We start from the raw sequence: 25,138 nt of genomic DNA, 5'->3' as shown, positions 1-25,138 counted from the left end.
AAATCCGCCGCATAATCAAACCAACCAGATGCGCCAGATCCTCTCTTAGCTCAGGCAGCCATCTGTCCCAAAATCCCTGACAACGGACAGGCTGGCAAGAGGCGGAGACCTATTCCGACCGGGGGCTCAGCGGCGCATCTCATCTCCGCCCCGGCTACCAGCGACTGTTGGAAGACGCGCGTCACAACCAATTCGATATTGTTGTCGCCGAAGGGCTTGACCGTATCAGCCGCGACCAAGAACATATCGCGGCCTTCTTCAAGCAGATGCGGTTTCAGGGCATCCCGATTGTCACCGTGGCTGAAGGTGAGATTTCAGAACTTCACATCGGTCTCAAAGGCACCATGAGCAGCCTGTTCCTGAAAGACCTGGCTCAAAAGACCCATCGCGGGCTGGAGGGGCGCGTGCGCAAAGGCAAATCAGCCGGTGGTATCACCTACGGCTATGACGTTGTGCGGGACATGAGCGCAGACGAGTCCGTGACGACAGGGGAACGCAAAATCAACAATGTTCAGGCTGAGATTGTCCGACGCATCTTTCGTGACTACAGCCACGGGCTAAGCCCACGTGCCATCGCCGCAAACTTGAACAATGAGGGCATCCCAGGGCCACGCGGCACGTGGGGGGCATCAACCATCTACGGCAATCACCAACGCGGCACTGGCATCTTGAACAACGAACTTTATATCGGGCGGCTAGTCTGGAACCGGCAGCGTTTCGTCAAAGATCCAAACACCGGAAAGCGACGAGCCCGACCGAACCCACCCGAAGACTGGGTGATCGAAGACGTTCCTGATCTGCGGATCGTGTCCGATGACCTTTGGTACGCGGTGAAGGCGCGGCAGGAAAAAGCACGGAATGCCGCCATCAGCGACGGCATCAAGAAGCTGGGCCGCTCCAAGCGGGCACGGCATCTGTTTTCGGGTATGCTGACCTGTGGGTGTTGTGGCGGCGGCGTCATTCAAGTCGGCAAACACTATTACGGCTGCTCCACTCAACGGAACAAAGGCACCTGCGGCAACCGCCTCACTATCAAACGCGCGGACCTCGAAGATCGCGTTCTCTCCGGGCTCAAGGAACAGTTGTTGCACCCTAGTCTAATCGCGGAATTCACCAAAGCTTATCAAGAGGAATACAACCGTCTTGCCGGGTCCATTCAACAGGAACGGAGTAGCGCGACACGTGATCTGGCGCAGATCGAGCGCAAGATTGCACATCTCATAGACGCCATCAGCGATGGCATGTTTCACGCCAGCATGAAGGATAAGCTGACAGCGTTGGAGGTCCGCAAATCCGAACTCGAAGCCCTGATCGCCTCCGCCTCTGATGAACCACCGGTTTTGCTGCATCCCGGATTGTCCGATGTGTATCGGGAACAAGTCGCCAATTTGACCACGGCATTGCGCGATACCTCTTCGCAAGCTGAGGCAACATCCATCATTCGCGGGCTGTTGTCAGAGATTCGTTTGGTCCCGGAAGATGGAACTTATGCGATTGAATTGGTTGGGGAACTTGCGGGCTTGCTTGCGTTGGGTGTGTCCCAGAATGAACAAAGCCGCCCTGGGGCGGCTTGTTCGACACTTTGTTCGACCGCGCTGGTTGCGGGAGCTGGATTTGGCCTTTGCCGAACGTCCACAAAACTAATTCCCTAACGCGCCCTCTCTTCCAAGCTCTTTTCTGAACAATACCCGAACTGGTTTTAACAATTAGCCGTTTTGTCCGAAGAGTTGACGATCGCTAAACCGGAACCCGTGTCCGTTTTTGAGCCCATATTCACCGATATTGCGCGTTACTCCAGAGACGGCTTTCTGTTCTTGACGAATTGGGCTTGCAGGATCAGCGTCGTTTTAGAACGGACGGCACTTTGGACATTAGGGATGCCAGACAGCGATGAAGACAGAACACACTGACGTCCTTGTTATTGGCGGCGGCACAGCCGGTTTCGGGGCAGCCATCGCTGCAGGTCGCGAAGGGTTTCAGGTCACGCTGCTGGAAGCGACCAGCAAGATCGGTGGCGTTATGGCGTTCTGCCCCGGCATGCCTTGGGGTGGTGCATATCCGATGGATCAAATTATCGGCGGCATCATTGAAGAACTTACAGAGCGTCTTGCATCGATGGACCCCCCAGCCGCCGAGAAGCGCGCCTGCGCGCTCGACAATTTCGGGCCTGAAATCATCTATGACCACGACGTAGCTACGCTCACGATGTTTGAGATGCTCGAAGAAGCCGGCGTGCGTATTAGGCTGGGAACCATCGCCCTCGAACCCGAGATGCACGGCACCAAAATTGCATCGGTCTCGTGCTGTGACCGACACGGTCCTTTCACTATTCAGCCGAAGATCGTCATAGATTGTTCGGGCGACGGCGACATCTCGGCCAAGGCTGGAGTGCCCTACGTTCTTGGCGACGCGTCCGGCAACATGATGGCGGTGACGATTTCCTTCTTCATGATGGGGGTGGACTGGGACCGCGCTTTTGCCGAACCGGACCCGTATTTTCAAAAATACGCAGCGATTGGCGTCACAGACGGCAGGTTGCACAGCGATCTTAGGAAGCTGTACCTCATGCGCGGCTTTCATGAGGGCACAGTTTTTTGCAATTCTGTCCATGTTCGCGGTGTGGACGGCACGGACCCTCTGGCTGTGGGCGCTGCCACTCAAGAAGGCCGCCGCAGGTGCCGCAAATTGGCTGCGTTCTTGCGTTCTGAGGTTCCGGGGTTTGAGCAAGCGCATATGGCCATGCTTTCACCAACGGTTGGCGTGCGCGAGACGCGCAAATTGCAAGGTGTGTATCGCTTGAAGGGCAAGGACTTGGCATGTGCGACCAAGTTCGAAGACGGCATCGTGGCCTGTGACAACCCTATCGATGATGTCATGCGCGCCGAGGGCGACATGACCCATCACGCTGCTATCGAGTCCGGGCAGTACTATACAATTCCGTTCCGGTCACTGGTGCCAGAAAAGATCACGAACCTTATGTTTGCGGGTCGCATTTTGTCGGCAGACGCGGTTGCATTCGCCTCTGTACGCGGTATGCCGCAATGCATGGCGATGGGGCAAGCCACCGGAACAGCAGCAGCGATCGCATTACAATCAAACATCGCCATTCAGGCAGTCCCGACGGCGAATCTCGTTCGACGCTTGTCTTCACACGGCATCAACCGGTTGAAAGTGCCTGAACACAACGTGTCGTGACGATCTGGCAGGCATAGCAACTACGCAAATTGTGGACGTACTTACATCGGATCTAAAGGGCCGCTCCGGTCCGCATAGCGAGAATTGCAAAGTCGGATTTTGAAGGTCCGCTTCGGGCTGCGACCAGCCAATCGAGCAAACCGCAGAGAACAACAGTTCTGAGCCCAAAACTACTGAATGTTGCGGGTTGCCTCAATGACTGCTTTGCGCAGGAAAGCCAACTTTGCAAATTCATTCAAAGCCCCCCATCCCATTTATAACTATCATTTTCGTAAGCGAGATGTTAGCGCAGAGGTGAGCAATGTGGGCAGCTAAAATCCTGTTTCGCATAGACCTCAACTCGCCAGCACGCGTTAAGGTGAGAGCAAATAAACCCTTTACGCTAGACGCCTTTTTTCTGAATTCGGTGTTTGTGTAAGGGGCTTTCATCGAAGTTCTATGGGAAGAGCAGAATGAAAATTGTTGGACTATATCGAATTAAAACTCCAATGGGCCAACCAGATCTGGTTTGGGTGAAGGATCAAGGGTTAGAATTCGAAATCCCCGAGGATCGATATCGCGCTGCAAAGTATCAGCCAGATATTGCTGCACTTAGATGGAGCGAAAGTTAGAACGCTTGACCGTTCCACTGCTGCCGCGACCTCAGCTATATTAAGCGGCGATTGCGTCAAGCCATTTCAACAAAACGAGGCAGGAAATTTATGGTTAGTTCCAAACCAGAGAACGAAGAAAAATTTGAAAACCTCGATCCGGAGTCAGTCCGCCACAAGGCTGGCCTCAGCCTCGCGGAAATGGCCAATCTGCTGGGCATGAGCGAGGTGGGATATGACTCATGGGAAAAAGGCACGCGACGGCCCGGTGGTCCTGCTTACAAATTGCTGTTTCTGCTAGACAATAACCCTAAAGATATTGTCGCGCAGCTTGGTAGATTGAAAACCGATACCGGAACTGTTGATACCTAGCAGGCGTTGGGATCACTCTCTGTGCATCATGTCGGAAAGCACGGTCTGCTTTTCGCGGGACCATGCATTCCCGTGCTGATGCGAAAGACCGCTTCGTCCGCACAGCCGACATTCCTAATTGTCATTTGCAGCCTGAAGAAACGGCTTTAACCAAGCAGCAGGAACCCAGTTGTCAAACGCGGCATGACGAACTTTGAACGCGGCCATTCCATTTTGGACGACTGGACCTTCAACAATCGTACCAACTTCACTCGTGGTATTGTCTGGGAAGGTGGCTACCACCCTGTCGCCAATTTCCATAGCGTGCCCCTGCTTTTCAAACGCTCAATCTTGCAAGTTTTTTGAACCCAAAGGTTTTAGTCTACCGGCCCAACTGTCAGCATGCTCCTGCAGCGTATCAGTACGACTGTCATGCATCGCCATCAGTTCGCACGCGGCCCACATTGCCACGTCCTGGTTCGCGCTCTTACTACTTAGCAAATAAGCGTTAGCGGTCGCCGTTTCTGGTGTCGCTGGTTTGTGTCTCACTTCGGGTTTCCCATCTTCACGTTTGCCGCATCGAGGTCCAACCCAGGATGTTGACGCGCCTCGGATAGCACAAATGCCTCTGCTGTTAATACAGGGGATTTACAGCAGGACTGCCCCTCGAAATCGGAGCGGGCGGGTACGACGCGCCAAACTCATACCCCCTCTTGGAAATTGTTAACCCCCTCGGGGCGCGCCGCACTTGTTTGGTATAGGCACAGATTGTTGGAATTGTGTCTGCAACAAGGTTTTGTGCCGTCAAGTCCGAGAGCAAGCATATGTTCCGTTCTTGAATGCGAGATTAAATCTGCACTTATTACGGGAATCCCCCAATTTCGGAAACATGAATCAGAGGATAAAGTTTTAGTAACGGATCACTTGACCCAATCCGTTGCAACACACACAGGGGCTGGCCAGTTATACCCCCTCACTTGTGCCAGCCCCTCATACCATTCATCACATGTTATGCGGTTGTGCCCCCTTGATTGACGGCAAACTATGAGCCGATTTAAAGAGCCTTGCTCCCATCCTGCCGGTAAGGGTTCACCGCCGGGTCGTGTTGTGCGCCTTTATGGACTTGGCCCGCTTTATTTCCTCACTCGGGAATGTCAGCTTGATTTCACCGGGGAAGTCACAGTCAGGGCAGACGAGCTTAGCCTGTAGCTGTCTTGCTGTGAGTTTGGGATTGTAGCGCAGAAGCTGGTCGCGCCCGGTTATCCAGACGACCTTGCGGCATGACCCGCAGGTGATTTCCAGCTTGCCGCCTTCTTCAATGATATCCCAAACAGTGATTGGCATACGTGAACGTAGCGTGAACACGCTTGGAATCGCCAGCGCATTTAAAAATATGCCTAGTTTCTTTGCATGTCGCTCAAACGTGTAAAGAAAACCCGGATTTGTTTACACGTGAGGTAAATGGGGAGGTGCTACTGCTCAGAAAGCAATTCCCTAGCAACTTGCTGGAACTGCATTTCCGTCAGTTCGTGCCCGCCGTTAATTCGACGCAACCCAAATTCAACAGTGACCTCATAGCCCGCTGCTTCAAGTTGTTGCGTAATAAATTCAAGTGGGTCCATATCTCACCTACAGTATCCTGCCCGCTTGAGCCGTGATTTGGCTGCTGGTGTCTCTAAATACCCGTATCGGCCCCCGGAGTATCTACGACAATCCAGCGCATGCCCAGCGGCGATTACAGCGGCTCCTATGTCCTGTCTGTCAGCATAGCAAACCTCACACACAATTTGCCAAAAGTGCATGACTCCAGTTACGCCCGACTCAATTTGAGGGGGAATTGTGATGAAACTATTTCTATCGGCTTTAGCCGTGTGTTTGGCTGGTGCGGCCAATGCAACCACCGTAACCTTTGATCCTACATTCGATACGCCGGGACCGGAGCTTTATAGCTACATCGGATTGAGCCAAGGCTTTCAATACGAATTCTCTACCCTCTACTATTCAGGGCATCATATTTCGCTGCATGACGATGGCGGGCTGACATCGTCCACTATTCGGCGGCAGGACGGCGCACGTTTTACACCTACGTCCGTCGACCTAACGGGGTTTAGCCGGATTTACAAAACGGGCATTGGACCGGTAACGGATCACGCTTGGTATTACGCCGGGACAGCAGCACCCGCTATCTCTCTGACCATTCAGGGTATCAGGGGAAATCAGGTGGTGGCTACGCGGTCGGTGTCATCGACCGCACGTCAACCCGGTGCTTGGGACAAAACTACGTTTGGCTCTGCATTTAGCGGGATTGATAAGCTTGTGCTATCCCTGCAAATTCCAGCGGGTGTTCCGAAGGACTACTATGGCATAACCACACCGGGACAGGTTTGGTGCCTTGATTGGTGCGGCTAGTACAGGGTGGATAACCTTGTCGTCTCGCAGGTTGCCCCTGTGCCCCTGCCCGCCAGCGGGTTGTTGCTCTTGGGCGCTATGCTGGGAATGCTCGGGTATCGTCGCCTTGCTTAGGCGACAGGGATAGCCTAACCGTTTACAATCAACGCATCGACCTTTCCGCAATGACGGAAAGCCTGCATTGAAATCCAAAGTCCTTTTTTCGGCTGTGCTTTTGGTGCTTTTGCGCCTCAAAACCCGCTGTCGCCTGCATCGCGGGCAGTCAGCGCACCTCGGCGGCCATTACCGCTCGTTGGACCGAACGCAACCGCCTGATTGAGCTGGCTCGAGAAAAGGAACATTCGGCTTCGTGAGTGAATTCTATCAGGGGGTTTTCTGCGCAATACGCGCGCGAGGCAGGTAGTTAAATCCGAATACCTAATGATATCAATGCCTGTTCCCGGATAAGGTACAACAGAAAATGACGGATCGAGACTACGCGACAATCTGGATTGAAGAATTGGACCCACCCTATGTGCGGATGGGTTACACGTCATATCCTTGGCAGAACGCGCACCGGATTGCGGAGCGGTCGGTCAAGCTGGCACAGAACTATTCCCGAGGCTGGCATTGCGCCTTTTGCGGTGAACTTATGCCGGAGTGGAAGCGGATCGACGCCAAGTATTGCAAGGAAGGCTGTCGCAAGATGGCAGCGCGGAAACGGCGTCCAAAGTAGAGCGAAACGGACAATCGCCTTTTCCTCAATGCAAGAAAGCTACTCAACCGTTTCCTGCCTGCAGGAAAGGATAGACGCTGGGTCCACGGCAAAAGCGGGTTGAAAAATATCAGACGAAATCAACAACCGCTTTCCGTTATCATGGAAAGGTCTGACGCTTTTTTCAGGCGGTCTATGGGTGCACAAATCGTTCACCCTCCCCTCGTCCTCTCCTGCCCGCCTTTGGGCTCTTTCTCCAAGAGAGGCCTGGATGTCGCATTCAAAACTTGCTGTAAGGCTCGCTCTCTGCTTTAGCAATAGGGCGAAAAAGAGGGGAAAGCTATGTCGATTGACATCAATAAACTGAACGCTGCAGATCTGAAAAAGCTGGCATCAAAAATTGAAAAGCGGATCGTTGAGGTGGAAAAAGAGTCTTTGCATCTGGCATTGAAGGAAATGCGCGCTGTTGCAGACAAACTTGGCGTGGCCTTTGAGGACGTAATTTCGCTTCATAAGGGTAAAGGTCGCAAACCAACCACCAAGGCCGCCGCAAAATTCGCCAACCCTGATGATCCATCTCAAACTTGGACTGGGCGAGGACGTAAGCCTGCATGGGTCAACGCTGCTCTCGAAGCTGGAAAATCGATCGATGATTTGGCAATTTAAAGTCGTTCTTCCGGGCTGAAAGCCACTCCACTGTCCGGTTGAGCATGCCCTTTTCTACGTGCGGCCGCAAACGCTCATTGATCAACCGCTTTCTGGGGATCACGACGTGCAGCGCTAGCAAAGTCAGTGGTACTGCCGGAAGTCCGGAAAGGGCTCTTACCGCCAGTCGAAACGCACCGCAGAGAACGGCAGCAGTGAGCCCAAAGTGCAAATTTCTGCACCGTGCATCAATGCCGGCAATGCGCAGAAAGCGGACTTTGCAAAGTTCGCTCACCCTGCTTCGCAAGCAACGATCTGCTTCCGTCAACGGCCACCATGGTGAAGCTAGGAAGAGGACAAATCTCATGAAACAAAGTTTGGAATTTGCATCCGCGTAAAACCAAACCAATAAATTACGGCACAGCTGAATCTTTTTTTGATTAGCTATGCGAGAATTAAAAAGCGCCTATGCAAACTTGGGTATGGATGAATTGAACTTACTCACTTACTTCAGCGAAAACGAAGCTTCCAATCGTAAGGAACTGGAACATGGCTCAAATTGCAAAAGACGCACTGGGTATCACCGCTATTGTCGCGGCAACCAGTCTGTTTCTAGCAGTACATTCCTGGATGTACATTTGGTAATCTAGGTGCGTTGAGGCACACCCGAGACTTGGGTGCAAACGACAAATCCTCATTACATTCCAAAATTCGTGTAAACTGATGAAGGTGCCCGGTTTGAGTTGCCTTCTTTTGCTTGCTTACCCCAAAGATTCGACCAGCGGAAAAGAAAACTCATGGCCGATAGGAATCCGGCTGGCGCGCGAATGTAAATCATTGCGAACAATGAAGCTGTATTCGAAACCTCTTTAACCGAATGCTTAACTGTTCAAACATTCCACAGCATCTCCCAAATGAAGTCTTCCTTTATTTGGTGTGTAGCCTCCCGTCCTCAAATGTGCTGACTTGCCGCGCGAGACGACTAACAGCGGCAGGCAGAGGTGACACTGCCAGTCGCGGGTAAACTGCCCAGAATTCGAGTGGCTCCAACTCTGGTACTGGTTCGAGAGCGATTAGTTTACCGGCTTCAATTTCCCGATGGTAAATGAGCGGTGGCAATGGGCTAATTCCTAGTCCAGCCATGGTCAAGGCTGCCATCGCTGATAGCGAATGGCAAACGTCACTATTGGGGATCCGGGTCCCGTTAAGCCGGAACCAGTCCAGAATTGCTTCGTGCATTGTGGAGCCTGGACCATGGGTAATAATGGAAAGGTCTTTGAAGTCGCACGGTTCAATCCTTTGTGTGGATGCGCCCGACTGCGGAGCCATCATCCAGACATACGTCGTAGTACCTAAGGATTCCAAAACAACTGTGTCAGATTCAATCGGACCTGACACCAACAGAAGCTCCAAGCTACCGCGTTGGTACTTGTCCCAGAGCTCCTGCGTAAGACCCACATGCAATTCCAATTCAACGTTCGGTAGCTCCTCGTTGATCTTTCGCATGAGTTGCGGCAACCAAGACAGTGCTACGGTTTCGTTTACCCCCACGCGCAATAGGCCGTGGAGGAACTCTTGTTTTGCCAAGCGTTCTCTTAACTCCGCTGCGATAGATAGCATGCGTTGAGCCAGTTCAACGGCTTCCCGGCCCTGTGGCGTCAAGACGGCGCGCCGTCGGCTTCGGTCAAAAAGCGTGACACCAAGCGTCGATTCGAGATCGCGAATTCTCTGAGAAATTGCGGGTTGGCTAGTGTTGAGCTTGCGTGCGGCGGAGGCAAAACTTCCTAGACGAGCGATCCAGTAAAGTGCCTCTAACTGACGATTATCAAAGAGATTCTGAGCCATTTCCCAATCCAAAAGATAAACTTTACTTATCAATAAGCATAAAAGATTGGCGTATTTCAATATGAAAAGGCCCTTGGTAACGTGACTTCTGCAAAGACAACAAAAATTCACAGTGCTCTAGAACAGCACCAGCCACCAACAGAGGAAGACCAGTCTATGGGCTTACAAAAAAACACATGTATCGGGTCGGGCTTCGTTAGCGCGGCGGTCATTTGCGGCGCACTTTTTACTGCTCAACCGGCTTTCGCAAAGATGACACTCAAGGCTAACAGCCAATGGCCCGAGACTCATTCCGGGTCTCAGGTCGACAAGTGGTGGGCCGAGGAAATTGAGAAGCGCACAGATGGTGAAGTGGAAGTTCGGCTTTTCTTCAGCGGCGCTTTGGGCAAGGCGCAGGAAAATCTTGAATTGATGCGCAGCGGCGCCATCGAGATTTCCATGATGTCACCTGGGTACTTCCCGGCACAACTGCCCATGCACGCGGCCCCAAACTCAATCCCGATGGCAATGGACAGCGTACCACAGGCCACAGAACTGATGGAACGATTGATGGATGAGCTGCCAGCTCTCAATGCTGAGGCCGAAGAGAACGGTTTGAAAACCTTGTTCTTCCATCACCTAAATCCTTATCTTCTGGTTTGTAAGGATCCGGTGACCGATGTCGCTGGCATGGAGGGCAAAAAGCTACGCACATGGGGCGAGGCATTGCCGAAGGCGGCTGAGGCCGTTGGTGCAACTCCGGTCACCCTGTTTTTGCCAGAAATTTACGAAGGTTTGTCCCGCGGCACCGTGGACTGCATCCCCTTCTCGGTGGATTTAGTTGTGAATTACAAAATCTACGAAGTGGCCAAGCATATCTCGGAAATTACCATCTGGGAGGGGCCCACCAACGCGACCTGGATTTCGCTGGATGCCTGGAACCAACTCAGCCCCGAGCATCAGGCCATTATTGAAGAAGTCTCGCGCGAAGCCATGCGAAAAGACCGCGACGCGACCATGGCCGCAGATGCGGGTGCGCGTAAGACTCTGGCCGAACTGGGTGTCACCTTCCATGAGTTCCCGGAAGAAGAGAAGCAAAAGTGGATGGATGCCAACCCCGATTTTTTTGCCGATTTCATCGTCACCATGGATGAAAAGGGCAAAGGCGACGATGCCCGCAAGATGATTTCGATCTGGGAAGAAGTCGTTCAATAAAATCCAGCAGCACGCACCCGATCCTGTTGACAAGGAACGGGTGCGTCAACGCTGATCGCCACCGTTCGAAACCATGCCGAGGTTTGGCGCAACCGTTCTTGACAAAAAGTCCAGGTTACAAAATGGACGTGTTTTTCGGTGAAACTGAAGTCCGCGGACAGAATTAGTGCGCAAAACATCTTAGCACCAAGCAATACGCAAATCAGCAGCCAACGAATGTTTGATTGGCGGCGGCGAGGCAGATGCGAGCAGCTGAACATGGGAGAAATTTATGTCCGGTAACAGGACCTTGCAAGCGAAGGAATCCGGACCAGCCCGGGGGCTTCGCTATCTCAGACGGGGCGCGGCAACCATTGCAGGCTTCGCGATGCTGGCCATGATGCTTACCGGCGCATTAGATGTTATCAGCACCAATATTCTAGCCCGGCCGATCCCCGCGGCTTTCGAGTTCATGGCGACGATGATGGTCATCGTGATTTTCTTTTCCGTGGCGCTTGCTCAGGCTCAACGGGCGCATATCCGGGTCGCGGTCCCGACAGATCACCTGCCAAAACCTCTGCGCAAGCTGACCGATATACTTCAATACCTGTTCAGCCTGACGCTGTTTTCCCTGATCGCCTGGTTCGGCTGGAAATCCGGCCTGCGTGGGTTTGAGGTCGGAGAGTATGTGTCCGGCGCGATCAATTTCCCGATCTGGCCAGCTCGTTTCGTTTTGGCCTTGGGCGCATCGCTGATGGTTCTGCAAAACCTCTATGACCTCGTCGCGTGCATCCTCAATCGTAGCGATGCCTCCGAAACCGAACGCGCCGTCGAGCGTGAATCCCAACTTCCATAAGAAGGTCTGAGACATCGTCATGGAGCCGCTTACACTCGCTATTCTCTGCGCCGCCTTCCTGTTTCTGTTCCTAGCACTTGGCATCCCTGTCGGTGTGGCAATGGGCATGGTGGGCGTGGGCGGCATGTTGGTTGATCTCGGCCCGAACTTCGCATTCGGACAATTGCAAACTCTTCCCTTTGCCGTGGTGAATGACTACTCGCTGGCCGTTTTGCCCATGTTTGTGCTCATGGGCGTGCTGGCAGAGGCGTCAGGCGTAACCGCCGAGGTCTTTCGTGTGGCCGACATGTGGTTGCGGCGCATGAAAGGCGGCTTATATCAAGCAGTGATCGTTGGGTCAGCGGTTTTTGCTGCTATCTCGGGTTCCACTGCGGTCAACGCCGTGGTGTTCACTCGCATTGCCTTTCCTGAAATGGTCAAATTTGGCTATTCGCGCAGTCTCTCTTTGGGTGCGATTGCCGGTGCCGGCAGCTTTGCGGCCATGATCCCACCTTCAATCACCATGGTGATCTATGCGGTGATGACCGAGCAGTCGGTGGGACAGCTTTTGATCGCCGGGGTCATACCTGGTCTTATCACGGCTGTGGTCTACTTATCGGGTGTACGCGTTCTGGTGGGCATCCGACCGAATTTGGCGCCACCCATCACTGAGCCCGTTCCGATGCGGGAAAAGGTGCTCGCGCTGCGAGGCATCTGGCCCATTCCCGTACTGCTCATGCTGGTCCTGGGTGGCATTTATACCGGCTCTTTCCCACCATCTGCTGCGGGCGCGGTGGGCGCGTTTGGCGCGTTCCTATATGCGTTGTCGCGCAAAAGAACGTTCAGGGGTTGGTTGGTTCCTGCGCTTCAGGACGCTGCCTTTATTAGCTGTATCCTCTTTATCGTTCTGATCGGTGGGCTGCTGCTGTCGCGTATGCTTGTTGTTGTCGGGGTAATTGACGACATCGTTCTGCTTGTCACCGCCGTCGCCGACACGCCGATCAAATTCCTGATCATGGTGTCGGTGATTTACATCGTACTTGGCTGTTTTCTGGACACCACGTCGATGATGGTGGTCACCCTTCCGTTCTTCTTTCCCGTGACCCAAGAACTGGGCATCAACCCAATCTGGTTCGGAATCGTAGTCACCAAGCTTATCGAAATCTCGGTGGTAACGCCGCCGGTCGGACTGAACCTCTTTGCAGTCATGGGAGGTGTCAAAGGGCAGGCGAGTTTCGCCGACATCTACAAGGGTGTCGTACCGTTCATATTCTTCGACATCATCGTGCTGGCAATGCTGATCGTCGTGCCCGGTTTGGCGACCTGGTTGCCGGAAGCGATGATTCAATAACGAAATTGCAATTTGCAAAATGTGGCAATGGAAATTGACGCAGTCAGAGGAGAATTATCCCAGAGCGTTCAAGTAGCCCGGCATTTTGCCTGGCTCGGGTCCCGCAATTTCATCACGCCGAAAAAAACTTTGCTCTCATCTATCTGGCGATACACCGGCGTCTTAAGAGACTGAACGGTTCGCCACCCATTCAAGGGAAACCGAAACGTGTTAAAAGCGCAGACATCAATGAACTCTGACCGCGAAAGGTATCGGGGCCTGCAAACACCGAACCGCTTGCGGATGGACATCCAATGGGGGGGCGAAGCGCATATTGACCTCCCCAAGGGTGCAATTCTGTCGATCACAAACGTCGACGGTGGAGCATCCGCATGGATCACAGCTCTGGCCGATAATGATCGCGCGTTCTCGCCCTCGGCCATCGAAGTACCTCAGGATCAAAGCACCGCCCTGGATGCGACCAGGTTTGACAGTCGCTTCATGGACGCAATCGCCAACAGCCGCGACGTGGGGCTCAAAAGCGCAAGCACCTATCATGTATTTGGACCTGAGACTGATCCTGGTGAGGTGTTCCTAACCCGAACAATTAAACCCTGCACGTTTTTCATTGTTGCCCCCGTGACAGAGGGGTTTGTGTCCGCCGGAGGCGGCGGGCGTTTCACCGTGGACGTGAAGCTTCCCGACAACGCATCCTCCGAGTTTCTGCTGCCCGAGCCTTTGGGGAAAATTCGAGACGAATGGCGCGTCGACCGCGGGACGGCAATGGCCTACACGCTGAAAAAGGGTCAGTTCGTCCAGATCATCGATATCGAAGGTCAGCAATGTTCAGACTTTATGGCTATGCATGCCGCAAGCCTGGACAGCGGTGTTGAACGCTACATAGATTCCACAGTGTCCCGGACCATGGCGCGCAGCGCTTATCCGTTGCCGGGGCTGCATGACAAGTTTTACGATCAGGACATCCGTCCTCTTCTGGCGGTTCGGCAGGACACCGTTGGCCGCCACGATACGTTTGCCTTGGCCTGCACCGCACGAGGGTACGAAGATCGTGGATTTCCCGGTCATCTGAATTGTTCCGACAATATCACCGAAGCCTACCGCCCCTATGGTATCGGAGCCCGCGCGGCATGGCCTGCGGTCAACTTCTTTTTCAACTCCTGGATGGATCAGGGCCACGGGCACTTGGCCTCGGACGAGGCGTGGTCGCGACCCGGTGACCATGTCGTCTTGGAAGCCCTGACTGATCTGGTCTGTGTCTCAACGGCCTGCCCGGATGACGTCGATCCGATCAACGGCTGGAACCCCACCGATATTCATGTTCGCATCTACGAAGAGGATACGTCCATTTCACATTCTGTTTCCTGGCGGGCGCAGCCGGAGGACGGCGAAAAACTGACCCGTCATTCCGCATTTCACCCGCGTATCTCCAAACTCACCAGCAAATACGCGGTGTCCAGAGACCTTTGGACCCCGACACATTACGACGCGACCGGCGCGGTCGAAGAGTACTGGGCCTGCAAGAACACGGCTACGCTTCAGGACATGTCGGGTCTGAGGAAATACGACATTATAGGCCCGGACGCGGCTGAACTGCTGCAATATTGCATGACGCGTAATGTGGAAAAACTAGCCCAGCACCGGGGCTTTTATGCCCTGATCTGCGACGAGCGGGGCAGCGTGTTGGACGATGGCACCCTCTTTTGTATTGAACCCACGACGTATCGCTGGTGCTGCGGTTCGGACGACTCCGCGCTGCACCTACGCGAGACAGCGGAAAAGCTGGGTTTGAACGCCCGTGTTCGCTCGCTCGGGCACCGAATGGTGAACCTTGCCTTACAGGGCCCAAAGTCCCGCGAAATCCTCAGCAAGATCGTTTACACGCACCGGGCGCGCCCGGCGCTTGAGAACATCAAATGGTTCGGCTTCACAGTAGCCCGGCTGGGAAACAGCAGTGGTCCAATGTTTCTGTTATGCCGGACCGGTTTCACGGGTGAACTGGGATACGAAATATTCTGCGACCGCGAAGATGCGCTCGAGATCTGGGACGCGGTGATGAACGCCGGCGAACCGCTTGGTCTTATGCCTATGGGCAGTGCGGCATTGGACATGGTTCGGATCGAGGCCGGGCTTATGATCGCAGGCGCGGAATTCGGGCCAGATGTGGACGCAATGGAATCGGGGTTGGGGTTCGCAGTCGATCTCAAAAAAGACAATTTCATTGGAAAGGACGCACTGGCGCGGAATGCACAAGCAGTCCGGCGAAAACTTGTCGGGTTGAATTTCCTAACCAAGCAGGCCCCGCATCATGGTGACCACGTTTTTCTTGGCCGAGAGCAGGTCGGCGTCATCACCAGCGCAACGCATTCACCCCAACTGGGACACGCCATCGCAATGGCACGCGTGGCCATTGAAAACGCGGAAGAGGGCACTGAGCTAGAGGTTGGTAGGCTCGACGGGCATATGAAGCGCCTGCCTTGTACGGTGACCAGTCTGCCGTTCCTTGATCCTAAGAGAGAGAAAGCAAGAGCTTAGCGAATGAAAAAAACCTAGCGGATCGCGGCACCGCGTCGATACTACAGCGGAGTTTCGCGCTGAACTAATGCGTGTGGCAGTGAGCGATTTGGCCGCCTTACGTGCAGAGCGATTTGGTCCGCTTTGGGCTGCGACTAGCCAATTATGCAAACCGCAGAGTACGGCGGTACAGAGCCCATTTTGACCGATGCTGCGCGATGTCCGAATGACGGCAATGCGCAAAAAGCTGACTTTGCAAAGTCGAGCGGACGGCCCTACCAAATCAGTCACCGCAGAACCACGTAGCCTCTTACCCTAGCAACCCTCAAGCATGACTCACCAGGTTATCAGCCGCCTGTCCTTTGCGTAGAAGAGGCGTATTGGAAACCGTTGCACATTGGCATGCAGGCATTGGTTGGGGGGCGATTGGCGGGACAATAAGTCCTCACCTTGAGACCTTAGCCGGAATCCACGCCCTGTCAGGCGGTAATCTATGGGCCTTCATTGCGAGACCTTAACTTTCTTTACGACCATCCCCCGGGACGTCATTTGATAGTCGAACATGTTCTTCGAGTAGACACCATGTTTGAAATAAAATTTCTTCGATTTGAAGGCCCCTGGAATGCTGGGTCTTTGGTAAACATCCGATACCGTAGGTGTTCCATCGACCCAAACATCTGTTGAAAAGTCTCCCTCTCCATTGAATTGGATCAACACCCGAAGGTTATATTCAGTACCGTCTCTTCGAAGTCGAACGTTGGGATTACCTGTTGTTCTCTCTTGGGGTTTGCATTGCTCTCCTGGGCCGAGTTTTACTGCGCTTTGGAGCCTGATCGTTCCGTTTGGCGCCACTTGAACTTTGAGGGGCGGGGCACAGCCATCACGGCCATCATGAATTTGAAAAATGTCGAACTTCTCTGAAGAGTTACTTGTTATAGCAACGTTTGTTTCAAACAAATATGCGCCTTTCACGGTTGGAGACACCTGCTCTGAAGTGATCTCTGCTCGCTGATTGTAATTGCCGCCCGTACACCGGTTGGTGCTTGTCTTGAACGTATAGACACCGCGATGCTTTTTAATTGCACCTTTATCGACGGAACACGAAGTACTCCAAGAGTTCAGAGGCGTTGCCTGTGCAGAAGCGGGTGCCCAGAACACGCAAACGAGGACGAGCCAAAAAATAAACTTCATTGTACATAGCTCCATCATCAATGCTTCATACTTGCATGGCCGAGGACGAAAATACATGTTTCTAGGTGGCTATTCTATTGACGTGTGAATGAACGCAAAGCGGCTTCACAGCTTTCAGGGCTGCTGCACTAGTTCGATAAGCTCGGCGCTGTAGTATCCAATTTGGCGGACAATGAATGCCGGGATCTCCGGATGCTGATATTTAGGTCACCTTAACAGGCATCGAAAACGACGGCACCAATACGCACACGTTTTTGACCCATGTGACGAAGGCCGTTTTCGACCAGCTAAACAAAAGCCGACATTGGCACAAGTCCAGCGAATTGGTGATTTGTCCGCATAGCAGACATTGATCGATTTTCCCCGAATGACCACTCTGCGGACAAACCGGACATCCACACTTCCTTCACCCTCCTTCGCCTTTGAGGCTCTTGGCCAACGGCTGAGCCGAGGAAGGAAAATGTATGAGACTTTCAGCCTTTGTCCTAAGCTGGTGGATGATGTGAGGGAGATGAGGGAAGATGGAAACATACGATTTTGTGGTGTGCGGGGCAGGCACTGCTGGATGCATCTTGGCCAACAGACTTTCGACCGATCCTGCAAACAAAGTCTTGCTATTGGAGGCAGGTGGCGAAATGCGGGGCCCGAACCTCTCGGCGTTAGGAGCCGCCATTGATCAATGGGATACCCAGCTTGACTGGGCCTACCGATCGACCCCGCAGGTCCATCTTAACAACCGTCGTATCTTGCTGAACCGGGGGAAGGGATTGGGTGGATCAAGTGGGATAAATTTCGGCATGTACGTGCGCGGCAATCGCGGAGATTACGATGGTTGGGCGCAATCGGGAAACACCGGATGGTCCTACGACGCAGTGCTGCCCTACTTCAAGCGGTCTGAATACAGCACGCTCTATGAAGACGACTTTCATGGAACGGACGGCAATGTTCAGATTGAACTGCCGCGGAACAGAAACCCACTTCAGGAGATGTGCTTTGAAGCGCTCGAAGACTTAGGCGTGCCTCGCAACCCTGACTACAACGGCGCAGATCCGTTCGGCAGCTTCCTTTACCAGTTCACGCTCAAGGACGGGCGTCGGGTCAGCGCAGCTGATGGGTTTCTATCGAAAACAGTCCGCGACCGGGCGAACCTGACTATCGTCACCGGTGCTCACGTAACAGGGATAGCTTTAGACGGCAGCCGAGCCACAGGCGTGACTTATGCTCTCGGACAGAATGCCGAGCATGTCACCGCTGGGGAGGTCATCCTGTCTATGGGAGCGATCGGTTCGCCGCATATCCTGATGCTGTCGGGCGTGGGACCTGCGGAGCATTTGATGGAACACGGGATAAATTGCCGTCATGATCTGCCCGGCGTTGGGCAGAACCTGTTGGATCATCCCGGTGGCCCGGGCGTCCACATCGTTTTGAAAGACCCGGAGAGGTTCGGGTTCCCAATTTCGAATGTGGCGCAAAGCGTTCAGGAATTCGAAAAAACGGGCGGCGGTCCGCTTGCGTCAATAGGCGTCGACGCAGGCGCTTTCGTACGGCTGACTGAAACCGAGGAGTATCCCAACGGCCAACTAATCTGCGCCATCGGGAACATGCATGCAGATCGCGACGCGGATATGCCGAGATTGAGATTTGGCGGCTACGTAGCTCGGACCTATTCCCAAGGCTCTGTCACACTTGCTTCGGCGAGCCCTTTCGACAGGCCGCTTGTCGATCCGAACTACCTGTCTGATCCGCTCGACCTGCAAAACTACATCGAAATGGTGCGGTTTCAGTACCAGATGGCGGATCACCCGGTGTTCGAATCTGTGCGTGCCGAAGTTCACGGGCCGGGTCGCGAGACTGACGAGATTGTTGCAGGAATAAGGGAGGGTGCATCGACATGTTGGCACTTGTCGTCGACCTGCCGCATGGGCGTAGATGACCGCGCTGTAGTCGATTCTGAGTTAAGAGTACACGCGCTTGAGGGTTTGCGAGTTATTGATGTTTCAGTTTTCCCGACTATGACCAGCAGCAACACCAACGCACCGACAATGATGGTGGCCGAGAAAGGGGCTGATCTGACGCTAGGAATCAAGAACGTAGGACACTAGTTGCTGTGTCATTGCTTAGGCTGCAAAGCGTGTCCGCTTTGGGCTCGGGGCAGTCATTCAATATATTCGGTTCAATGTCTGCTCTGGCGGTAAAGCGACCGTTCACTCGGCAGGCGCAAGTATCCACTACACTGCGGGGTGCAGTCTCTTAACGAAATAGCGTTAAAATCGCCAAGGAGGATCAAGCCTTAGCCAGAGCACAAATTGTTCTCTTCCTGTTCTTTTATTTTTGTGCAACCTTTGAGGGGGTCGCCTCGTTTCAACCAGCGCGCTTTCTCAGCAAACAATACTGCCTTGATGCACATCAGCTTTTGGACGTACGACCAGACCCCAGAGTGTGCCAAACGGAGAATAACATGAGCGCTAACGCGGACAGCGATCTAAAGAGCAGTCGAGACGTTGCAAATACTGAAGATGACTATTCGGTCTACCCGCACATGGATGGGATCAGGGCCTCTATGTCGTGGAAGCTCGGCAGTTATGGAGAACGCGGCGTCCTTACCGAGGGCATGATCGAGAACTTGTGTGAACAGTTTGACCTGCCAGCACCACTCGTGCGCGACTTGTCCACCATGCTGGGTCACTGCCTCAACAACGATGACGACATTGCAATCAATCTGACCGAGGTCCGTCGCTTGCAAGCAATTGAACGAGGTCAAAAACACCTCAAGCAACTGTCGCGGAAAGCCAAACAGAGTTCCATTGCTCCCCAAGAACTCCGGAACACATTGGGTTCGCTTTCGACTGATTTTGCGTCGACGCCAGAAGACGCAGACCTTCTTCCCCAAGTCCTCGACAAGCTAGAGTCCGCAACGACACTTAGCCAAGACATCGTGGATGACATTCGGCACATCCTTGTGACCCCCGGCGCGGTCGCAGAGATGTCGCCCCGAGACAAACGGTTCTCGCGCGACAAGCGCCGTCAGTACATCGTCGAGAGCTGCTGCTATATCTGGAAAGATGCCCGTCGCCCTTTGACCTATACGACATACTCAGACGGTCGCCCCGGAGGACAACGGCAAGGTCCGCTCGTCGACTTCATTCAGTCTGTCGTGAGGTTCATCACCGAACCGGAGCAAATCCTGAGCGGTGAGACGATCCGAGTGGATATTGACGATTTTCGCGGCAAGCTTGAGCGAGAAGAGCAAGAGCGTTGGGCACCGCCGGAATCGGGCAATCAATACACTTAGAATGAGCAAGCCTGCGTTGTCATGGTCATGGCATGACACGCGTTCCTGCCATACCCCCTTTCGACGACCGAGCGCACCAGCAGGTTGAGGCAGCGATTGACCAGTTGGTCCGATTGCTGGCTGCCCAGGCAGTACGGGAACTGGGCCGGAACGCCTCTGACAAAAAGGAGGCGCATCAGGATGCCACAGATCAATGCCAAGAAGAACCGACCCCGCAAGCTGCTGACGGTGAAGGACGTCGCTGAACTGGACAATTGCTCCGAGAAGACAGTGCGCCGTGCGATTGCGGCAGGCCTGCTTGAGGTTATCCGGGTTGGCCCCGGCGGACGCCTCATCCGCATTGATCCGGCAGCTCATGCCGTCTACCGGCAGGCACACTGCTGGTAAGAGCTCACGACTATTAATGTCTATTAATGTCAATGTGTTAAGCGCGTTTCGGGAAGAGGGCGTCCCCGTTAGTTTCGGACTTTCTGTGCTACGCTTTTCCCGAATCGGACCTCCTGTCCACATCCGTCCACCCGAGACCTGACATGTCCAAAGGAACGCAAACCCGATGACTAAGCAGAGCCCCGTTCAAATGACGCTGGCCTTCGTCAAAGCCGACACACCGATGTTTGCCGACCTTATCGAACAGCTGCACTCCTACACCTCTCTGTCTGACGCGCGCCGCCGCGACTTGATCTCCGGCCTGCGCCGCGTAGCTAAAGCCCTTGGGTTGCCGCCAGAAGATGTGCCCTGCGATAGCCGCTGGTTGCAACCTCGTTTGGCCAAAATCGCCCCAGCCGCACTTGGTCTGACACCAAAGAGCTGGCAAAACGCGGTCAGTGATGCCCGGGCCGCGCTCGCGCATTTCGGGCTGGTGGAACGGCGCTTCAACCGGATCGGCGATCTGTCTCCCGCCTGGAAAGCACTCTGGGCCGATGTGCTGGCATCCGGCGACAAGACGTTGCAACCCGCGCTCTGCCGCTTCGTGCATTTTCTCAACCGGCAGGGGGTTGAGCCTGCCATTGTGCGTAAAGAGCATGCCCGAGTCTACCGAGAAGCACTTGAGCATAATGAGATCAGCAAATCTCCTGATGTTGCCTATCGGGCTGCGGTCAACGGCTGGAACCTGGCGGCCCGACGTATTTCACAATGGCCCAAGGTCACTCTGCCTCTGGAATCACGTCAAAAGGTCATCACTTTTCCGGCGACTGATTTTCCGGCGCCATTCCAAACCGATCTTGCAAAGCTGATGCATCGTCTGTCCAATCCAGACCCGCTGGAAGGGAATGGTCAGAACAGAGCACTCCGACCCGCAACCCTGTCCCAATACCAAAGACAGTTGGTTCGGTTTGCCTCCGAACTGGTTCATTCTGGCATTCCAATTAGCCACATTGGCGGATTGGACGTCCTGATCAATCCGACGATGGCTGAACGGGGTTTGCGCCAGATGTTATCGCGTACCGACAACCAGACCACAAAGATGATCAGCGAGATCGCCGCTTTGCTCCGCAACCTGGCCCGGATACTCAATGCACCCGATGGCACCCGGGACGCTCTGTCGGGGCTTGCCGCGCGCCTGGCCGTCAAACCTCAAACTGGCATGACCCAAAAAAACCGAAGCCGGCTGCGGGTGTTGCAGGAGGACCAGCATCAGCAGCGCCTGCTGCTTCTGCCTGAACGGATTTTCGCGCGACCACGCGGCACGTCCAAACCGTATGGCTGGGCTCTGGCGCGCGAAGATGCGCTCGCCATCGCCATCCTGCTGGTCTGCCCGGTTCGCGTGAAGAACCTGGCTGACATCCACCTGGAACGCCACCTGCACCGTCCCGGTGATGGCCGAGCCTATCTGGTTCTGGAAGACGGCGAGACAAAAAATGAGCGACCTGTCGAGTTCGAGATCCCGCGTGATGTATTGCGCATGATCGACGCGCATCTCAAATCTCGCTGTCCGGAACTCTGTCCGGCCGGGACGCCTTGGCTGTTTCCCCGGAGGGATGGTCAGCATTCGGTTGATCCCGGCGTTCTGTCTGCGCGCATCTCCAAACGGATCCGGAAAGAAACGGGGTTGGAAATGAACGCCCACCTGTTTCGGCATTTCGCGGTGATGAACTGGCTCGACGCCAATCCCGGCGGCTACGAGGTCGCGCGCCGGTTGCTTGGGCATTCGGAAGTCAGCCACACGATCAACATGTATTCCGGTCTTGAAGCACGGTCGGCGACACGTGCCTTTGCCGACCTGATAGACGCCAAGAAAGGGCGTCGCTGATGAGCCTTGTATTGCCTTTCATCGACTGGCCCGCGCAAGACCGCGAGATGTGGACCAACCTTCAAAAGGAAGGTGGACCGCTTGACGATTGCGGCGCGCTCTCACACCTACGCGCGACTTCCTTAAAGACGTTAGAGTTACGTTATGCCCGATGGTTGCAATGGCTGATTACCAGCGATGCGGAGGCGATTGCACTGCCCCCAGCGCGACGCGCGACCGTGCCGCGCCTTTCGGCTTGGCTTCAGGACCTCTCACACACACGGCCTATGACCCGGTTAATGTTCATTGATGGCGTGTTGCGTATTCTCGCTGCAACTGATCCCACGCCGGACTGGTCCCTCCAGAATAGGTTAAAGACGGGATTGAAGCGCGCCGCGGGTCGAGGTGATCGGGATCGCAAACTTGGGCGTGTGTTGTCCAGCGAGGTTCTATTCCGTGCAGGGCTGATTCTGGCGACAGGTCATGCAGAAGCGGCGCCAACACCGCTACGTAGTATGATGTGCCTGCGGGATGGCACCATGATAGCGATGTTGGCCTTGATGCCGATGCGGCGACGCGCCTTCGCGGGCCTTCGGATTGGCACATCCCTGTATGTCGCAGCAGACACGATGACCGTCGCGCTCCCCGGGGATCTCACCAAATCAGGGCATCCCTGGGAAGCTGATGTTCCCCAGAGCGTTGAGCCGCTCTTGCGCCGTTATATCAACGAAGCCCGTCCCTTTTTTATGGAGCGTGGCCAACAGCATCACAATGTCCTGTGGGTTGGCCGGTCTGGCACTCCTTTGAAGAAAGACGCGCTGAGCCCCCGGATCGCGGAGCAGACACTGAAGCTGACGGGTCGCCGTATTCCACCGCATTTCTTTCGGGATGCTGCCGCGACAACCCTGGCCCGCTCTTCTCCGGAACACGCCAAGCTAATTCGACCAATTCTTGCGCATACGAGCTTCGGAACCGCCGAGCGCCACTACATCCACGCCCAGACAATTGAAGCGGGCCGCGACTACGCGGCTTTGATCAACCAGAAGAGAAAGGCCCGGCGATGACCCGAGTTGCAATCTATGCCCGTTTCTCCAGCCAAATGCAGAGAGACGCATCCATCGATGACCAAATGCGACTGTGCCGGGAGCGTGCTGAGCGGGAAGGATGGACTGTTATTGACGCCTATTCTGATCGTGCGGTCTCCGGCGCCTCCATGTTGCGCCCCGGTCTGCAAGCCCTGTTCCATGCTACACAGGAAGGACAGGTTGATCTGATTTTGGCGGAAGCACTGGACCGGTTGAGCCGAGACCAGGCGGATATCGCGGCGATCTTCAAACGGTTAAGCTTTGCAGGAGTTGGCATAGTGACACTGGCTGAGGGCGAGATCAGCGAATTGCACGTAGGTCTCAAAGGCACCATGAACCAACTGTTCCTCAAAGACCTGGCCGACAAAACCCGGCGTGGTCTTCGCGGGCGGGTCGAGCTTGGCCGTTCCGGCGGCGGCAACAGCTATGGTTACGACGTCGTCCGGCGTCTTGGACCCGACGGCCAACCCGTCACGGGAGAACGAATGATCAACGCAGCGGAAGCTGAGATTATCCGACGGGTATTACATGACTTCACCGAAGGGCACTCCCCGAAAGCCATTGCGCGCCGCCTTAACACAGAGGGTGTCCCCGGTCCCCGTGGCAAGTTATGGCGTGACACCGCCATTCGAGGGCACCGAGTGCGTGGGACGGGCCTTCTCAACAACGAGCTTTATGTCGGCCGCCTCGTCTGGAACCGGCTGCGCTATATCAAGGACCCCGAGACCGGCAGACGTGTTTCCCGTCTCAACGATCCCTCCAAATGGATCATCACGGAGGTCCCCGAGTTGCGGATCGTCGGGGATGAGCTTTGGGAGGCGGTCAAACAGCGGCAAGGTGAGATCGAGGCTGATCCCCGTATCAAAGCCATCAAAGAAACCCGGTTTTGGGAGAAGCGTCGCAAAAAGCACCTTCTGACAGGTCTTGCATTCTGCGGTACCTGCGGAGGACCACTCGCAACAGTCGGACGCGACTACCTTGCCTGCTCTGCCGCTCGCAAACTCGACACTTGCGCGCACAAGCAATCCATCCGCCGCAATGTTCTGGAAGACGCTGTTCTGGATTTGCTTCGTCAGCGTCTGATGCAGCCCGACGCAGTAGCCGCTTTTATCAAGTCCTTCAGCGAAGCCGCCAACTCAGAAGCCAGCACAGCGGTGGTAGCGCGGACCCGTCTACAATCCGAGCGGGACAAAGCTGCGCGCAAACTGAATGGGTTTTATGATGCAATCGCAGAGGGCATTCGTACGCCCGGGCTTCAAGCCAGGCTCGAAGAGCTCGAAGCGCAGATCGCCGATCTGGATGCAAAGCTGTCTGAGCCCGCGCCCTCGCCGGTGCGACTGCACCCAAATCTGTCTGAACTCTATCGCTCCAAGGTCACTGATCTGGCACAGGCGCTATCGGATCCGTCTATCCGCACAGCGGCTTTGGAGATCATTCGGGACTTGATCGAACGTGTTACGATCCAACATGAACGGAATGGCGTGCAGATCGAACTGGAGGGTGCCCTGGCCGCGATGATTGGCCTGGTTCAGAACGAACAAAGCCGCCTTGCGGCGGCTTGTTCGGTAAAAGTGGTTGCGGGAGTAGGATTTGAACCTACGACCTTCAGGTTATGAGCCTGACGAGCTACCGGGCTGCTCCATCCCGCGACAGGGTCGAATAAGTGCGATATCGTTAGAGAGATTGTGTGGGCTTTTTCTAGGTTTGGCGGTGACCTACTCTCCCGGGGCTTAAGCCCAAG

Annotated in this window: 21 protein-coding genes, 1 tRNA gene and 1 pseudogene; 17 read left to right on the top strand and 6 right to left on the bottom strand. The window is 54.6% G+C overall.

Annotation, left to right across the window (positions count from 1 at the left end; all coding sequences use genetic code 11):
- Positions 1-98 precede the first annotated feature (98 nt).
- The 4 genes and pseudogenes from ACR0EZ_RS24695 to ACR0EZ_RS24680 form a co-directional block, all read left to right on the top strand.
- Positions 99-407, top strand: a pseudogene (locus ACR0EZ_RS24695) (recombinase family protein); the annotation flags it as partial.
- Between the two features lie 54 nt (positions 408-461).
- The gene (locus ACR0EZ_RS24690; RefSeq protein WP_480617453.1) at positions 462-1,652 is read left to right on the top strand and encodes a recombinase family protein; all 1,191 of its coding nucleotides are present in this window, start codon (positions 462-464) and stop codon (positions 1,650-1,652) included.
- A gap of 238 nt (positions 1,653-1,890) precedes the next feature.
- Positions 1,891-3,195: an FAD-dependent oxidoreductase gene (locus ACR0EZ_RS24685; RefSeq protein ID WP_480617451.1), complete on the top strand. Its 1,305-nt coding sequence runs from the start codon at positions 1,891-1,893 to the stop codon at positions 3,193-3,195.
- Between the two features lie 701 nt (positions 3,196-3,896).
- Positions 3,897-4,157 (top strand): helix-turn-helix domain-containing protein, encoded by a 261-nt coding sequence (locus tag ACR0EZ_RS24680; RefSeq protein WP_480617450.1) that lies wholly within the window; start codon positions 3,897-3,899, stop codon positions 4,155-4,157.
- 114 nt (positions 4,158-4,271) lie between these two features.
- On the opposite strand, the gene ACR0EZ_RS24675 is transcribed toward ACR0EZ_RS24680, so the two are convergent.
- The 3 genes from ACR0EZ_RS24675 to ACR0EZ_RS24665 all read right to left on the bottom strand — a co-directional run bounded on the left by ACR0EZ_RS24675 (position 4,272) and on the right by ACR0EZ_RS24665 (position 5,758).
- On the bottom strand, positions 4,272-4,457 hold the full coding sequence (locus ACR0EZ_RS24675; RefSeq protein WP_480617448.1) for a hypothetical protein: 186 nt from the start codon (positions 4,455-4,457) through the stop codon (positions 4,272-4,274).
- Between the two features lie 768 nt (positions 4,458-5,225).
- Entirely contained in the window at positions 5,226-5,501 is a 276-nt protein-coding gene (locus tag ACR0EZ_RS24670) for a hypothetical protein (RefSeq protein ID WP_480617447.1), read from the bottom strand.
- A 107-nt stretch (positions 5,502-5,608) separates the two neighbouring features.
- Entirely contained in the window at positions 5,609-5,758 is a 150-nt protein-coding gene (locus tag ACR0EZ_RS24665) for a hypothetical protein (protein WP_480617446.1), read from the bottom strand.
- Positions 5,759-5,978: 220 nt separating this feature from the next.
- Between ACR0EZ_RS24665 and ACR0EZ_RS24660 the strand changes: the two genes are divergently transcribed.
- From ACR0EZ_RS24660 to ACR0EZ_RS24650, 3 genes are all read left to right on the top strand, one after another.
- Positions 5,979-6,545: a hypothetical protein gene (locus ACR0EZ_RS24660; protein WP_480617445.1), complete on the top strand. Its 567-nt coding sequence runs from the start codon at positions 5,979-5,981 to the stop codon at positions 6,543-6,545.
- A gap of 460 nt (positions 6,546-7,005) precedes the next feature.
- Complete coding sequence (locus tag ACR0EZ_RS24655) at positions 7,006-7,260, top strand: hypothetical protein (protein ID WP_480617444.1); 255 nt, start codon at positions 7,006-7,008, stop codon at positions 7,258-7,260.
- 321 nt (positions 7,261-7,581) lie between these two features.
- Positions 7,582-7,905, top strand: coding sequence for an H-NS histone family protein (locus tag ACR0EZ_RS24650; RefSeq protein ID WP_480617443.1), 324 nt, complete (start codon positions 7,582-7,584; stop codon positions 7,903-7,905).
- A gap of 906 nt (positions 7,906-8,811) precedes the next feature.
- On the opposite strand, the gene ACR0EZ_RS24645 is transcribed toward ACR0EZ_RS24650, so the two are convergent.
- Positions 8,812-9,789, bottom strand: coding sequence for a LysR family transcriptional regulator (locus ACR0EZ_RS24645; protein ID WP_480617442.1), 978 nt, complete (start codon positions 9,787-9,789; stop codon positions 8,812-8,814).
- Positions 9,790-9,810: 21 nt separating this feature from the next.
- On the opposite strand from ACR0EZ_RS24645, the gene ACR0EZ_RS24640 reads away from it, so the two are divergent.
- The 4 genes from ACR0EZ_RS24640 to ACR0EZ_RS24625 all read left to right on the top strand — a co-directional run bounded on the left by ACR0EZ_RS24640 (position 9,811) and on the right by ACR0EZ_RS24625 (position 15,620).
- A complete protein-coding gene (locus tag ACR0EZ_RS24640; RefSeq protein WP_480617441.1) occupies positions 9,811-10,923 on the top strand; it encodes a C4-dicarboxylate TRAP transporter substrate-binding protein in 1,113 nt (370 codons plus the stop codon).
- 271 nt (positions 10,924-11,194) lie between these two features.
- Positions 11,195-11,758, top strand: coding sequence for a TRAP transporter small permease subunit (locus tag ACR0EZ_RS24635; protein WP_480617440.1), 564 nt, complete (start codon positions 11,195-11,197; stop codon positions 11,756-11,758).
- Positions 11,759-11,777: 19 nt separating this feature from the next.
- A complete protein-coding gene (locus ACR0EZ_RS24630; protein ID WP_480617438.1) occupies positions 11,778-13,088 on the top strand; it encodes a TRAP transporter large permease in 1,311 nt (436 codons plus the stop codon).
- Positions 13,089-13,316: 228 nt separating this feature from the next.
- Positions 13,317-15,620: a DUF1989 domain-containing protein gene (locus ACR0EZ_RS24625; RefSeq protein WP_480617436.1), complete on the top strand. Its 2,304-nt coding sequence runs from the start codon at positions 13,317-13,319 to the stop codon at positions 15,618-15,620.
- 480 nt (positions 15,621-16,100) lie between these two features.
- On the opposite strand, the gene ACR0EZ_RS24620 is transcribed toward ACR0EZ_RS24625, so the two are convergent.
- Positions 16,101-16,790, bottom strand: a complete 690-nt coding sequence (locus ACR0EZ_RS24620; RefSeq protein WP_480617435.1) for a polysaccharide lyase family 7 protein — start codon at positions 16,788-16,790, stop codon at positions 16,101-16,103.
- Between the two features lie 521 nt (positions 16,791-17,311).
- Here ACR0EZ_RS24620 and ACR0EZ_RS24615 point away from each other — a divergent pair.
- The 6 genes from ACR0EZ_RS24615 to ACR0EZ_RS24590 all read left to right on the top strand — a co-directional run bounded on the left by ACR0EZ_RS24615 (position 17,312) and on the right by ACR0EZ_RS24590 (position 25,013).
- The gene (locus ACR0EZ_RS24615; protein ID WP_480617434.1) at positions 17,312-18,892 is read left to right on the top strand and encodes a GMC family oxidoreductase; all 1,581 of its coding nucleotides are present in this window, start codon (positions 17,312-17,314) and stop codon (positions 18,890-18,892) included.
- A gap of 356 nt (positions 18,893-19,248) precedes the next feature.
- Positions 19,249-20,082, top strand: coding sequence for a hypothetical protein (locus ACR0EZ_RS24610; RefSeq protein ID WP_480617433.1), 834 nt, complete (start codon positions 19,249-19,251; stop codon positions 20,080-20,082).
- A gap of 180 nt (positions 20,083-20,262) precedes the next feature.
- Positions 20,263-20,469, top strand: a complete 207-nt coding sequence (locus tag ACR0EZ_RS24605) for a helix-turn-helix domain-containing protein (protein ID WP_480617432.1) — start codon at positions 20,263-20,265, stop codon at positions 20,467-20,469.
- A 166-nt stretch (positions 20,470-20,635) separates the two neighbouring features.
- The gene (locus ACR0EZ_RS24600; RefSeq protein WP_480617431.1) at positions 20,636-22,333 is read left to right on the top strand and encodes a tyrosine-type recombinase/integrase; all 1,698 of its coding nucleotides are present in this window, start codon (positions 20,636-20,638) and stop codon (positions 22,331-22,333) included.
- On the top strand, positions 22,333-23,376 hold the full coding sequence (locus tag ACR0EZ_RS24595) for a tyrosine-type recombinase/integrase (RefSeq protein WP_480617430.1): 1,044 nt from the start codon (positions 22,333-22,335) through the stop codon (positions 23,374-23,376). The genes ACR0EZ_RS24600 and ACR0EZ_RS24595 overlap by 1 nt, the downstream gene beginning before the upstream one ends.
- Positions 23,373-25,013, top strand: a complete 1,641-nt coding sequence (locus ACR0EZ_RS24590; protein ID WP_480617452.1) for a recombinase family protein — start codon at positions 23,373-23,375, stop codon at positions 25,011-25,013. The genes ACR0EZ_RS24595 and ACR0EZ_RS24590 overlap by 4 nt, the downstream gene beginning before the upstream one ends.
- On the opposite strand, the gene ACR0EZ_RS24585 is transcribed toward ACR0EZ_RS24590, so the two are convergent.
- Positions 24,970-25,046 (bottom strand) — tRNA-Met (locus ACR0EZ_RS24585). The two genes, ACR0EZ_RS24590 and ACR0EZ_RS24585, sit on opposite strands and share 44 nt — an antisense overlap.
- Positions 25,047-25,138 lie beyond the last annotated feature (92 nt).

The sequence above is a fragment of the Ruegeria sp. AK4 genome (genome assembly GCF_056541025.1).
The sequence above is the reverse complement of the archived record's forward strand: the minus strand, read 5'-3'. Positions and strand labels throughout refer to the sequence as shown.

What these genes read in the sequence shown, in the direction of transcription:
- ACR0EZ_RS24690 (WP_480617453.1), top strand. Translation starts at nt 462, where the DNA reads ATGAGCGCAGACGAGTCCGTGACGACAGGGGAACGCAAAATCAACAAT.
- ACR0EZ_RS24685 (WP_480617451.1), top strand. Translation starts at nt 1,891, where the DNA reads ATGAAGACAGAACACACTGACGTCCTTGTTATTGGCGGCGGCACAGCC.
- ACR0EZ_RS24680 (WP_480617450.1), top strand. Translation starts at nt 3,897, where the DNA reads ATGGTTAGTTCCAAACCAGAGAACGAAGAAAAATTTGAAAACCTCGAT.
- ACR0EZ_RS24675 (WP_480617448.1), bottom strand. Translation starts at nt 4,457, where the DNA reads ATGGAAATTGGCGACAGGGTGGTAGCCACCTTCCCAGACAATACCACG.
- ACR0EZ_RS24665 (WP_480617446.1), bottom strand. Translation starts at nt 5,758, where the DNA reads ATGGACCCACTTGAATTTATTACGCAACAACTTGAAGCAGCGGGCTAT.
- ACR0EZ_RS24660 (WP_480617445.1), top strand. Translation starts at nt 5,979, where the DNA reads ATGAAACTATTTCTATCGGCTTTAGCCGTGTGTTTGGCTGGTGCGGCC.
- ACR0EZ_RS24655 (WP_480617444.1), top strand. Translation starts at nt 7,006, where the DNA reads ATGACGGATCGAGACTACGCGACAATCTGGATTGAAGAATTGGACCCA.
- ACR0EZ_RS24650 (WP_480617443.1), top strand. Translation starts at nt 7,582, where the DNA reads ATGTCGATTGACATCAATAAACTGAACGCTGCAGATCTGAAAAAGCTG.
- ACR0EZ_RS24635 (WP_480617440.1), top strand. Translation starts at nt 11,195, where the DNA reads ATGTCCGGTAACAGGACCTTGCAAGCGAAGGAATCCGGACCAGCCCGG.
- ACR0EZ_RS24630 (WP_480617438.1), top strand. Translation starts at nt 11,778, where the DNA reads ATGGAGCCGCTTACACTCGCTATTCTCTGCGCCGCCTTCCTGTTTCTG.
- ACR0EZ_RS24625 (WP_480617436.1), top strand. Translation starts at nt 13,317, where the DNA reads ATGAACTCTGACCGCGAAAGGTATCGGGGCCTGCAAACACCGAACCGC.
- ACR0EZ_RS24620 (WP_480617435.1), bottom strand. Translation starts at nt 16,790, where the DNA reads ATGAAGTTTATTTTTTGGCTCGTCCTCGTTTGCGTGTTCTGGGCACCC.
- ACR0EZ_RS24615 (WP_480617434.1), top strand. Translation starts at nt 17,312, where the DNA reads ATGGAAACATACGATTTTGTGGTGTGCGGGGCAGGCACTGCTGGATGC.
- ACR0EZ_RS24610 (WP_480617433.1), top strand. Translation starts at nt 19,249, where the DNA reads ATGAGCGCTAACGCGGACAGCGATCTAAAGAGCAGTCGAGACGTTGCA.
- ACR0EZ_RS24605 (WP_480617432.1), top strand. Translation starts at nt 20,263, where the DNA reads ATGCCACAGATCAATGCCAAGAAGAACCGACCCCGCAAGCTGCTGACG.
- ACR0EZ_RS24600 (WP_480617431.1), top strand. Translation starts at nt 20,636, where the DNA reads ATGACTAAGCAGAGCCCCGTTCAAATGACGCTGGCCTTCGTCAAAGCC.
- ACR0EZ_RS24595 (WP_480617430.1), top strand. Translation starts at nt 22,333, where the DNA reads ATGAGCCTTGTATTGCCTTTCATCGACTGGCCCGCGCAAGACCGCGAG.
- ACR0EZ_RS24590 (WP_480617452.1), top strand. Translation starts at nt 23,373, where the DNA reads ATGACCCGAGTTGCAATCTATGCCCGTTTCTCCAGCCAAATGCAGAGA.